The organism is Methanosarcina barkeri 3, from assembly GCF_000970305.1.
GTDB classification, from domain to species: domain Archaea; phylum Halobacteriota; class Methanosarcinia; order Methanosarcinales; family Methanosarcinaceae; genus Methanosarcina; species Methanosarcina barkeri_A.
In genome coordinates this window covers 548348-560691 of sequence record NZ_CP009517.1, presented here as the reverse complement: position 1 = coordinate 560691, position 12344 = coordinate 548348, and the positions used below count along the sequence as shown (strand labels likewise).

8 protein-coding genes and 1 pseudogene are annotated in these 12344 nt (G+C 38.0%); 2 read left to right on the top strand and 7 right to left on the bottom strand.

From position 1 onward, the window contains the following. Positions 1-769 precede the first annotated feature (769 nt). The 3 genes from MSBR3_RS02325 to MSBR3_RS02315 all read right to left on the bottom strand — a co-directional run bounded on the left by MSBR3_RS02325 (position 770) and on the right by MSBR3_RS02315 (position 3241). Positions 770-1396 carry a LysE family transporter gene (locus MSBR3_RS02325; RefSeq protein WP_048106187.1) on the bottom strand — a complete coding sequence of 209 codons (627 nt, stop codon included), beginning with the start codon at positions 1394-1396 and terminating at the stop codon, positions 770-772. Positions 1397-1688: 292 nt separating this feature from the next. Then, positions 1689-2441, bottom strand: coding sequence for an ABC transporter permease (locus tag MSBR3_RS02320; protein ID WP_048106186.1), 753 nt, complete (start codon positions 2439-2441; stop codon positions 1689-1691). Beyond that, the gene (locus tag MSBR3_RS02315) at positions 2438-3241 is read right to left on the bottom strand and encodes an ABC transporter ATP-binding protein (protein ID WP_048106185.1); all 804 of its coding nucleotides are present in this window, start codon (positions 3239-3241) and stop codon (positions 2438-2440) included. Before MSBR3_RS02315 ends, MSBR3_RS02320 begins: the two co-directional genes overlap by 4 nt. Before the next feature lie 710 nt (positions 3242-3951). On the opposite strand from MSBR3_RS02315, the gene MSBR3_RS02310 reads away from it, so the two are divergent. Continuing rightward, the gene (locus MSBR3_RS02310; RefSeq protein ID WP_155396667.1) at positions 3952-4215 is read left to right on the top strand and encodes an MBL fold metallo-hydrolase; all 264 of its coding nucleotides are present in this window, start codon (positions 3952-3954) and stop codon (positions 4213-4215) included. A gap of 95 nt (positions 4216-4310) precedes the next feature. Here MSBR3_RS02310 and MSBR3_RS02305 read toward each other — a convergent pair whose 3' ends face one another. The 3 genes from MSBR3_RS02305 to MSBR3_RS02295 all read right to left on the bottom strand — a co-directional run bounded on the left by MSBR3_RS02305 (position 4311) and on the right by MSBR3_RS02295 (position 10039). Continuing rightward, positions 4311-5747, bottom strand: a complete 1437-nt coding sequence (locus tag MSBR3_RS02305) for a histidine kinase dimerization/phosphoacceptor domain -containing protein (RefSeq protein WP_052723242.1) — start codon at positions 5745-5747, stop codon at positions 4311-4313. Positions 5748-5779: 32 nt separating this feature from the next. Beyond that, positions 5780-6226, bottom strand: coding sequence for a response regulator (locus MSBR3_RS02300; RefSeq protein WP_048106183.1), 447 nt, complete (start codon positions 6224-6226; stop codon positions 5780-5782). Between the two features lie 174 nt (positions 6227-6400). Further along, positions 6401-10039: a PAS domain S-box protein gene (locus tag MSBR3_RS02295; protein WP_048106182.1), complete on the bottom strand. Its 3639-nt coding sequence runs from the start codon at positions 10037-10039 to the stop codon at positions 6401-6403. Positions 10040-10735: 696 nt separating this feature from the next. On the opposite strand from MSBR3_RS02295, the gene MSBR3_RS02290 reads away from it, so the two are divergent. Further along, positions 10736-11743: a tocopherol cyclase family protein gene (locus MSBR3_RS02290; RefSeq protein WP_230627703.1), complete on the top strand. Its 1008-nt coding sequence runs from the start codon at positions 10736-10738 to the stop codon at positions 11741-11743. 402 nt (positions 11744-12145) lie between these two features. Here MSBR3_RS02290 and MSBR3_RS21685 read toward each other — a convergent pair. Continuing rightward, positions 12146-12304 (bottom strand): annotated as a pseudogene (locus tag MSBR3_RS21685) (hypothetical protein); the annotation flags it as partial. Positions 12305-12344 lie beyond the last annotated feature (40 nt).

Here is a 12344-nt window from a genome sequence, read left to right as displayed (position 1 = left end):
GATAATATATTCTACATTATCGGTTATTGTAGAAAGACCATACTTTTTCCCATGCTCCTGGAACCTCAAACAAAATGCTTGAGCAATAAGTAAAGGGTGTGGTAAATTTTTGGAATAATTTGTAGAGATAAATTTATTCAGATCTCCATAAACATAGTCAGGCAACGTTATCTGCTGCACACTATAACACCTCAGTACTTGGACATCATAGACTTATCATAACTTTGTAGTATGGCACTATTGATTTGTCATAAAAGCTTTTAGTCCCTTGAACTGAAATTCCCCACCTGCCTGCTATTAAAGGTGAGGAATTTACAGTCTCAAGTTCGATTAATAGATTTAGGAGGCTTTTCTTTGTCTTTAGAACAAAGGTATATATGATGTATTTCTATTTAATACTATTCTTTAAATTGATATTACCTAATGTTATTATAATATCTTGGTGTAATACTTAGTAGAAGAGACACACGCATAAAAACATCACAATTTTCGGGTAATAAGCCTGGTCAAGTAACTTCTTCTTATTGAATGATCTACTATATTGCATCCAGGATTCCTGGCAGCTTAAAAATCTGGTAAGTTTGTAGTTTCCAGATATTCTGAACTCGAAGAGCTGAAATTCCTGAATCTATTATCAAGTAGATTCTCCTTTTAACTTTTGAGCAATGACCCAGTAAATTTTTCTCAGTTAAATTTCCGAATGGACAAGGAATATGACCGACATGGTTGATGTGAAATAACTTCTGGATAAAACATCCAAAACGAATAGTTACATAATATTTAGAAAACTCAAGCCCACTTTAATAAAAGTCAGTCCAAAGATAATCTGTGCAATTCCTAAAGCACGGATAATAGAAAAGTAATATTTACTGTTTATAAAAGGTTTTGACTTTTCCACAATTAATGTAATTACTACTTTTGATCCGACAAGAAAGCTATAAAACCCTAATATGAACAGACCTGTAGCTGAAAGATTAGTATTCAGGCTCTTAAAAATTATTGGCCCGCCTATGGAAAACCAGAAGACATATGGATGTGGATTTCCAAAATTCACAATAACTCCTTTTTTAAGGGCATTTTCTTTTTCTACTTTTAATTCAATGCTGTCTTTTTTGATTTTCAGCGATTCGATTCCCGAATATATGAGATACGAAGCCCCAAAAAACGCAATGACTCCGATGATAAAATCATAATTTGTCAGATGCGACAGCACAAACAGTACGGATAAAACAATTGGCAGATCCGTAATTAAAGGAGACACTGCAACCTTTATTCCTTCCCACTTGCCATGCTGCAGAGTTTCTGAAATGGTCACGGCAAGCAGTGGGCCTGGAGATGTTCCTGCAGCAAGGCCTAGGAATGAACCAAGAGCTAAAAATTCAATAAGACCTAGCACCTTTAACGCCTCGTTTTACTTTAATGCCTCTTTTTATATGTCAATCAAAAGAACTACCTTAAATATTGAGTAGACACAAATTTCAAACTCAGCTAATAAGATCTCAGCTAATAAGATCTCAGCTAATAAGATCTCAGCTAATAAGATGCCTGATATAAAGATATATAATAATTTAAATGTATCTAATAGTACTATAACGATATAAAAATAATCATTAATGATTCATATAATACACCTTAAGTTATACAGGACTGTGGACCTCAAACCTGTAGATTTAAGAAAAAAGAGGCTTTTATGCCTCTATTTTTGAAAACATGAATGCTCCGATCAAACAAACAAGAACAGAGAGTAAACCTATTATTGCCAGGTCATTATAGATACCAAACACACTTACTCCGGCAATGGCTCCTCTTAAGCCGTCTACTCCATAGGTAAGAGGATCGATCCTGCTCACAAAATAGATCGCTTGCGGTAAATTCTCAAGTGGAAAGAGAGCACCGGAAAGAAAGAAGATAGGCATAATCAGGAAGTTCATGATCAACTGAAAACCCTGCATATCTTTCATTTTTGAGGCTATGGCAAGGCCGAGACCTGTAAAGAAGATAGCTATCAGGAACATAAAAACCAGCCCAACAGCAAGGCTTGCAAGGTTTGGAATCCTGAACCCCATTAAATAAGTCAGGCTCAGTACGATCAGGCCCTGGATCATGGCTATGGTCGCACCTCCAAAGGTTTTTCCGATCATAATTTCTGTCCTTGAGATCGGAGCTACCATAGTCTCCTTAAGAAAGCCGAATTGTCTGTCCCAGATGACTTCAAGCCCGGAAAATACAGCCGTAAACAGGATAGACATTGAAACAATTCCCGGTGCAAGAAAATCCAGGTAGTTTGCTCCTCCGCTTGCTCTTGTATACATTGGACCGAACCCGAATCCAAATGTTACCAGAAAAAGCAGGGGCTGCCCGAGAGAACCCAACAACCTCGCTTTTGAGCGCCAGTAGTGTTTTAATTGTCTGAGCCAGAGGATATAGATTACCTCGATCAATGCCTGGTCCTCCTCCTCCTCATGCCTCTTATAGTTCGTACTTTGTTTCCGGAATCGTTATCGTCCCTGATGTCCCTACCTGTCAATTTCAAAAAAGCCTCTTCCAGGGATTCGGTTTCTGTCCGTTTCTTTATTTCTTCAACAGTGCCGGACTCTATAATCTTTCCATGGTCAATGATTGCAATCTGGTCTGCAACTGCTTCGGCTTCTTCCATGTAATGCGTGGTCAGAAAAATTGTCATATTTCTTTCTTCGTTCAACTTTTTGATATGGTCCCATATAGAGTTTCGAGTCTGGGGGTCCAGGCCAACTGTGGGCTCATCGAGGAAAAGAATTTTAGGATAATGGACAAGCGCCCGAGCGATCTCAAGCCTGCGCTTCATGCCGCCTGAATAATTTTTAACATAATCTTCCCGCCTGTTCCAGAGCCCGACAATTTCCAGGGCTTTTCGGATTCTTTCATCTCTCTCCTTTTTAGGTACTTTATAAATGACTGCATGGTAAACAATGTTCTCATAAGCAGTCAGTTCTTCATCAAGGCTGGAATCCTGAAAGACTATCCCGAAAGACGCACGGGCTTTATCCTGTTCTTTAAGCGCATTGAAACCGTTAATGCTTATTTCCCCTGATGTGGGCTTCAAAACCGTTGTGAGCATTTTGATAGTTGTTGACTTGCCTGCCCCGTTTGGACCGAGAAAAGCAAAGATCGAACCGGCTTCAACGTTGAAGCTTATCTCTTTTACAGCTGTAAAATCGTCAAATTTCTTTGTGAGAGATTGGACTGAGAGTATGTTTTGCATGGGCAAACCTGAAAAAGATTTTTTTAATAATGGAAGAACAAATAACAGAATTCTTCATTAAATCTCTTCTGTTAAATAATTCCGTTAGAGATTTCCAAACCTTAACTGACTTGGAGAAGTCCTGAGAAGGTTCGGATAAAAGAAGCATCTTTTTGGGAATTTTCTGTTATTCAAGACGTTGTAGCATTTATAAGCTTTATTATACACCAGTTATGAATTCTGTGTAGCAGAATTTATAATTTTAATTATACAACATCACATATCTCATTATATAAATATGTGACTATTTATATAACTATGTGATTCTTTATAACCCTGTGTTTTTTACAGGAACTTACGGCGTTTTTATGGAAATCACATTACAGTTATAAATAATCTGTTACTTTATATTTTCTATGTCGAAATGTACCACTGGCTTTTGAATATTTAGTGCTCTTTAAGATCTTCTTTCTATTATCTCTATTAAAATATCTCAAATCACCATTTCTTCTTTTATATTTTTTATATAGAAAATCATACTTCTTATCTTACTCAAGTATTCCATATTTTTTTGATTTTTGTAATAATACTGAGAGTTCTAACTGTATTCAAGAAATCAATAAGGTAACGTAGTCGTACTCAGTTTTACTTTTTATCAAGCCTATCCCAAAACATTATCTAATCTACTATACCACCAATATTATAACTCCTATTCTGGCATTATATTGGTTTTGGAACAGGCTCATGGTCATATCTGCTTGTACTTGCATAAATTTAAAACCTTGATTGCAGGTGATGCTTTGTTCCTTCAAGACGGTGAACTTATTATTTCACGTCCAATGGCTACTCTTGATATGGAACAGGCGAAGAAATCTGTAAAAAAGCTCCTTAATTATGATATTGACAAAGTCGTCTGTTATCATGGTGGTGTATATAAAGATAATATTAAAGAAACTCTCAAAAAATATCGATTAACTGAAATCTTTATGAGCTAAAATCTTTATGAGCTAAAATCTTTATGAGCTAAAATCTTTATGAGCTAAAATCTTATATTCCCTGTTCATCCTCAATCTTACCTTTTATGTTCTTTTTACTTATTTTCCGCCACTTTGATTTTTATAGTGAATTCAGTTCCAGATGTCCTATTCAAGTCAAGTTCTCCGTCTAACTGGTCTACCAGGATAGTTACCAGTTGTATTCCAAGGGTATCGGAGTCTTCCAGACTGATGCTTTCAGGTATACCTACTCCGTTATCTGAGACAATCAGTATATAACTGGCACCTTTACGTGCCTCGTTACTGTCTTCGATTTCGCTATGTCCAAACTTTTTACTTATTTCCCTGGAAAGCTTTATCTGAACTTTTCCTGTTTTTCCACTTGGGAATGCATGTTTGAGGGAATTTGAAACCAGTTCATTGACAATCATTCCTAACGGAACTGCAGTGTCCATATCGAAGAAAATATTCTCCTCTATTTCCAGAACCATCTCGGTTTCTGAAGCTCCAACGTTATAACATCTGAAGAGCTCCTCAGTCAGCTTTTGCAAGTAAGTTGCGAAATTAAGAATACTGACTTCTTTTGACCCATACAGTTCTTCATGGATTAAAGCCATAGAGATAACTCTATTCTGGCTGTCCCTGAAAGCTGCAAGCACCTTTGAAGTGTCATAAACCTCATTACTAGCAAATTTTTCAGCCTGCAGATCGAGCAGAGACGAGATTACCTGCAGATTATTTTTTATCCTATGATGAATTTCCTTTTTACGGGCTTCTTCGGCTTTTTTACTCTCAGTTATATCTCTGGAAATAACTGAGATAGCCATAAGCTCTCCAGATATATCGAAAACCGGAGAAAGAGTCATTGAGACATTGATAACCTTGCCGTCCTTTCTTAACCGTGAAGTCTCATACTGGTGAATCTTTTCTCCCTGTTTTATCATCTCAGTTAGTTTTTGTATTTCATTTTTCAATGAGCACGGTATTAAGACTGTTGCAGGTTTACCCAAAACCTCTTCTGCTAGATATCCATAAATTTGTTCTGCCCCCAGGTTCCAGCTGGTAATAAAACCGTCAAGAGACCGGGTTACAATAGCATCATTTGAAGATTCCACTATATTCGCTAAATTCTGAACTCTTTCCTCTGCTTTTTTACGCTCAATGGAGTACTGGATAGAACGCCTCAATAATCTGCCATCCACCTGCCCTTTGACCAGATAATCCTGAGCACCCTTCTTTACAGCCTCGACTCCGATTTTTTCATCATTCATTCCCGTCAGAATTATAATGGGAATGCGTGAGTTCCTTGCATGAATTTCAAGAAAGGTATCAATGCCATCACTATCTGGCAGTCCCAGGTCAGATAATATTATATCAAACCGATTTTCTTTAAGGTGGTTCAAACCTTCATTCAGGGTCTGAAAGGTTTTAAGTTCGTATTGAAAGTCAGCGAACTCTTCAATCATCTCTTCAATTAAACCTGCATCCCCAGGATTGTCCTCAAAAAGCAAGATTTTTACTTTTTTATCCATAGTCAAACCATCCTATCCAGGTAATTCGAGTCTTACTTCGAGGGTAACTTTACAATCTCAAGCCAGAAGTTTTCTATGGATCTAACTACGTCCAGAAACTGGTCAAAATCAACAGGTTTAGTAATATATGCATTGGCATGAAGATTATAAGATCTCAGGATGTCCTCCTCAGCTTTCGAAGTGGTTAAAACCACAATAGGTATATTTTTAAGTTCATCATCGCCTTTTACTTCCTCAAGAACCTCACGCCCGTCTTTTTTTGGCAAATTTAAATCCAGAAGTATTATATCCGGACGCGGAGAGCCTGAAAACTGTCCTTCACCACGTAAAAAAGCTATTGCTTCTTCTCCATCTTCTACAATATGAAGAATGTTCCCGATTTTTGCATCTTCGAATCCTTCTTCTATCAGTCCAATATCGCCTTTGCTGTCTTCTACTACAAGAATCTCTACCGGTTTAAATGCTATTCGAGTTCTCATTTATATGGCCGTCCTATTATATGTCAAAAATTTTGAGCTTTCACGAGACTAGTTGTCGAATATGAACCAAACTTATAAAGATCGAACTTTTTTAGGGTGTAGTCGTTATCAGGATTTCACGGTAAGGTCAGTATTATGAAATTTATAGTAAAGTCATTTATAGTAAAGTCATTGTCATAAGATATTTATAGAAGTTACTGGTAAAGTGAAGTAAAAAGTCGAACCTTTACCTGGTTCGGATTCTACCCAAATCCGTCCTCCATGCCTCTCTACAATTTTTTTGCAAATTGAAAGCCCTATCCCTGTTCCTGGATATTCTTCTCTTTTATGAAGTCTTTTAAAAACTTCAAAAATTTTCTCAGAATATTTAGGGTCAATTCCAATTCCGTTATCCTTTACTGAAAATAACCATCGATCAGTTTCTGTGTTTGCAGAAATCTCAATTTTCGGGGATTTTTCACTGCGAAATTTTATAGCGTTGCTTATAAGATTTTGGAACAGCTGAGTGAACTGGACAGAATCTGTCATTACTACAGGCAAAGAACCATAAGAGATACTGGCTTCATTTTCTCTTATAGACACCTCCAAATCAAGTAACACTTGTTCCAGAACAGATTTGCAATCTGTAGGCTCGAGTTCCCTGGCTTTTGTAGTTACTCGAGAAAATTCAAGAAGATCAGTTATCAAATTCTGCATACGGGAAGCCCCATCTACAGCAAAATAGATGTACTTATCAGCTTTCTCGTCAAGATTTCCCTGATATTTTCTTTGTAAAAGCTGTAAATAACTTGTTATCATTCTCAGGGGTTCCTGTAAATCGTGTGATGATACATAGGCAAATTGTTCCAGCTCCGCATTTGAGCGAGCAAGCTCCTCTAATTTAAGTTTTAACGACTCTTCTGCCTTTTTCCGTTCGGTGATATCACGAGCGGCTGCAAAAACTCCAATTATCTCACCTGCTTCGTCTTTATAAATTGAAGCATTATACAAAACAGGAGTTATGGGACCGTTTCTGTGCTGAATTTTAAGCTCGTAGTCCAGTACCAAACCTTCCCTGAAGACATGTTGATATACTTCTCTAGCTCTCTCAGGCTCGGTGAAATAATCCGAAAAATCAGTCCCGATTAATTCCTTACGGGAATAACCTGTAATCAGTTCTGTAGCTTTATTCACATCGGTTATCTTTCCATAAGGGCCAATAGTGACCAGAGGATCCAGACTTGCTTCTATCAGACTACGATTATAAATGCTTGATAACCTCAAAGCTTCTTCGGCTTTTTTTTGCTCAGTAATATCTCTTACAATAATGGAAACAGCTATAAGTTGCCCGGAAACATCCAGGACCGGAGAAAGAGTTACTGAAACATTTATTAATTTACGATCTTTTCTCAACCGTAACGTTTCATAGCGCTGGACTCTCTCTTCCTCTTGAATTATCTTAACTAACCGTTTTATCTCTCCTTTAAGATGGTCTGGTTCAAGTATTGTGATATCTTTTCCAAGAATCTCTTCGGCAAGATAACCATATATCTGCTCTGCACCTTTGTTCCAGCTGGTAATAGTGCCATCAAGCGATTTGGTTATAATGGCATCATCCGATGACTCGACAGCACTCGCCAGTATCAATATCTTTTCTTCAGCCTTTTTCTGCTCACTAATATCACGTGCAGCTGCAAAAACTCCAATGACCTCTCCAGTTTCATCCCTATAAACCGATGCATTATACAAAACAGGCGTTATCTGCCCGTTTTTATGCCGAATTTCCAGTGGATAATTTCGTACCAGCCCTTTCTGGAACACATGCTGATACCCTTCTCTAGCTTTCTCGGGCTCTGTGAAATAATCCGAAAAATCAGTCCCAATTAACTCCTTACGTGAATAACCCGTAACAAATTCGGTTGAATTATTTACATCAGTAATTTTACCGTCCGGACCGATAGTTAGAAAGGGATCTATACTGGCCTCAATGAGACTGCGATTATATGCGTTGGCCAGCTCTAAGGATTTTTCAGCCATTTTTTGTTCGGTAATATCCTGAACTGTTCCTCTCATATGGACAGGGATATTTTCCTCATTAAAAATAACCTCCGCCTGTTCATGTACTATACGCCCTTCTCCATTGGCTAAGTTGATCCGGTGATTAATACTATAATTTTTTCCGTTAAAAGCTTCTTTAACGGCCCTATTTACATAATCTCTATCTTGTGGATGTATATATTCAAGAAACGCATCGTAAGTTGCCCCGAACTCCTGAGGGCTGCGTCCGAAGATGCGATAAATCTCATCAGACCAGTATAACTCATTAGTTACAATATTCCAATCCCAGTTTCCAAGATGTGCCATCCTCTGAGCTTCAGAAAGACTCCTTTCACTTTCTTTCAAAGAATTATAAGCCATTTCAACTTCAGATGTCCTTTCTTCGACTAATTCTTCTAAATTATCAAGAGTTTCTTTTAACCTGGCTTCAGCTTCTTTTATGTCTGTTATATCACGAGAGATTGCAAGAACGGAAGCCACTTTACCGTTAACGAACTCAGGTACTATTCTTGTATTAAAATAGTATTCTTTTCCTTGGGGCGATCTGTACTGGAATTCCATTGTTCCGGGTTTTCCTGTGGCAAAAACGCTCTGATGATGTTGTTCCCAAAATTTTACCAATTCAGAGTCTTTTCCCAGTTCACAGTGATTTTTCCCGATGATTTCTTCCTGAGAATAACCATAAACTTCGACAGCTGCAGGATTTACATACATATGGCGATTTTTTGTGTCGAAGCGAGCAATTATGTCAGGCGAATTTTCTGCCAGCGTGCGGAATTCATTTTCACTCTTTATCAGAGCTTCTTCAGCCTGTTTGCGTTCGTTAATATCACGGGCGACATGTACACTCCCGATAATTTTTCCTCTTGAGTCATGAAGTGGTGAGACACTTACTATGAAATAACCACCCAGACATTTCTCGCAAATCTCCACAGTATGTTCAAGCCCATCCTCAAGCAACAACCTGTGCGGACAAAAAGAGGGATGCTCGGCTGTCCCGTGCACAGCATGATAACAGGTTAACCCTATACACTCTTCCGGTTTTAACCCCAATCTTGACGCCATTGCCTTGTTTGCACGAACAATATGATATTCATTGTCAAGTATGGCTATCAGGTCCGGCATGGAATCAAAGGTAGATTCCCAGTGCTGTGTGGCTTGGAAAACTTTTTCTTCTTCCCTTTTGCGCCTGGAACTCTCAATTTGCACCCATTTTTCTTCTTTTTTAACCAGGGCAAATTGATGGTTGGTAACTACATCAATAATTTCGGTTGCACTACACCTCGCGAGGCAATATGTGCACAGGGCTATCATGGAATAGTTGCCAATGATGCTATCTATCTCTTCTTCATAATTAACAAAACTGTTCCAGTCTGTTTTTTCCAGCCAGAAAGTGTTTCCACTCAACCTCAAACCATTGTAACCGTCAGCAAGAGCTCTATTGAGTTTATCAATCCAACCATTAAGCACTCTCTGCGAATCGAAGATCCCCTCTTTGACATACCAATAAGTGTAAGGAATAATCTCAATCTGCCCTTTTTCCAGATAAACATCAATCCCAGGAATGTCCTTTCTAAGAGCTTCTTTTGCCTCTTCCACTTCCATAGGTTCTGATGTAACCCACATACAAAATTCATTATTTTCCAGTCCTGCTTTGAAGTAGGGAACCAGTATATCAATCAAATCCTGTTTTGTCTGGTAGAATTGACAGAAGTGCGTTCCCCAGGGCACCTCTCCAACAATGTCAATCCCAGATTTTCTCAAACTTTTTTCCATTTCAACCCTTTCCGAATATAAAATTAATTCAAAAATTCAAATTAACCGGATGCAATAATTGTTACCTATCAGGACTTGTTATATTGAAGAAGAATAAATACATTGTTTATTAAAATGTTATATTGTTTATTAAAATGTTTTTGTAAAATAGTCCGTGTAATAAGTACATTTTTTTGACTGTATTTAACAGATTACTCATAAAACTCCTGTATTATCCCAGATTATTTTGACTCAACACCAAAACCTGGTGATAAAATAAGTGTAGCATCACTAAGTAGATTTAAAGTCCTATAATATGCAGTGATGTTACGAAACAACGATGATAACTAAAATCTTACTTTTAAATAATTGTTGGAAATATTCTTCTCACTTAGACTTGTTTGATGGTTTTAACAACATGATTATGAGTATACCATAAAAGGAGTTTTTCTATGAAAAGTTCCTTCAGCTTGTCCTATTGTAGCACTTCCATAGTTCATAATAGCTGTAATTCATACATCAAATAAAGTCTTGGAGGGGTCAAGATTTGCCGATACAAATAAAAAACATCAAACGAAAAAATATCAACCAGATATTGAGGATGACCTAAAAATTAAACCATTTCCTAAACCAGATTCCACCCGTAGATCTTGCTTTTCAGGCAGGCGAAAGTATGGATTATCCATAAAGTTCTAAATGATAGTCCTCTAATCATATATGATGCTCGATATCTGGAAGCCGGAAATCTTCCATGGCCGGAGAAAAAAGAAAGATTTTTTCGAGGGCTGGTATTTCAAGATGGTGGACTACAGTGAGAAGAACGCTTATGCTGTTATTCCTGGAGTCTCCATAGCCAGGAACCCCTCAAAGTCACATGCTTTTATCATGTTTCTGGACGCAAGAGCGCAGAAAATGAATTATTTCAGGTATTCGCTCGATGACGTGAAGGCCGGAGATAAAAAGTTCGAGCTTATTATTGGTGAATCTTTTTTCAGCACTAGTGAGATGAATCTCAACCTTAAGCAAGGCAGAGATCAGATCATTGCCCGGATTAACTTCAAGGACACCTATCCCTGGCCCGTGAAACTGCTGTCACCTGGAGTAATGGGCTGGTATGCATTCGTGCCGGGCATGGAATGCTATCACGGCATATTGAGCATGGATCACGTTGTTGAAGGATTCATTGAGATTAACGGAATAAAGAAAGAGCTCAACGGTGGAAGGGGCTATATAGAGAAGGATTGGGGCGTTTCAATGCCTTCCTCCTGGATATGGATGCAGACTAATCATTTTGATCGTAACGGCATATCACTCTCAGGCTCGATCGCAAAGATACCCTGGCTCGGCAATTATTTCACAGGTTACATCTTCGGCTTTTTATATGACAAAAAATTGTACAAATTTACGACATATTCAGGGGCAAAGGTCACTGGGTTCGATGTTACCGACAATAACATTCGGATTCGGCTAGAAAACAAGAGATACCGTCTTGACATCGATGCGGACAGGTCGGAAGGCGTCGAGCTCCCTGCACCAAAATTGGGAGAGATGACAGCGAAGGTTAACGAATCCCTACACTCCAGTATCAGTATAACTCTACTGAGGAAAACTGGTTCTGACACGAAGCTCATTTATTCCGGAACTGGAAAAAACGCTGGACTGGAATTAGTCGGCAATGTCGATGAACTGATTAAGGGATTAAAAAAAGCCAGTAATCGATGGTAATGAGCTTTTTATCTTTATCCACTTAACTGGATAGATCTTACCGACTTTCCGCAGATGTTCTCAAAAAAACAACAATTTCTCTGATATCGGTTTTCGAGAATTTCTCAAAAATCTCCTGTTATTATCTCAACTGAAGTTTTGGAAAATCCAGCTGAAAGTTTTCACTGAAGGTAAAAATGTCGAAAATTGAAGGATATTTTAAAAATATTTTCTTCTCACTTCATATGCAGTTACCAGAAAAACGACAACGGAAAAAATTGTGAAAATTGTAAGGATATCTGCGGAAAGTAAGATCTTAAGATTTCTGGATGGTTTCAGGACTTTTGACACAAGCCTCGAGAACCTATAGGGTTGAACCTATATTGGATTGAACCTATATCGATTAAGCTTGCATTGATTTTCTTAATGCCCACTTTTAAGTCCCGAATCCATCCAGTTTAACGCGTCTTCCCAATCATTTTTATACTGAGTTAGCTTAGACAGCTGTAATGGGGCATTTGGAAAGTAAGCGTTTGGAAAGTAAGCATTTGGAAAGTAAGCGTTTGGAAAGTAAGCATTTGGAAAGTAAGCATTTGGAAAGTAAGCGTTTAGAAAGTAAGCG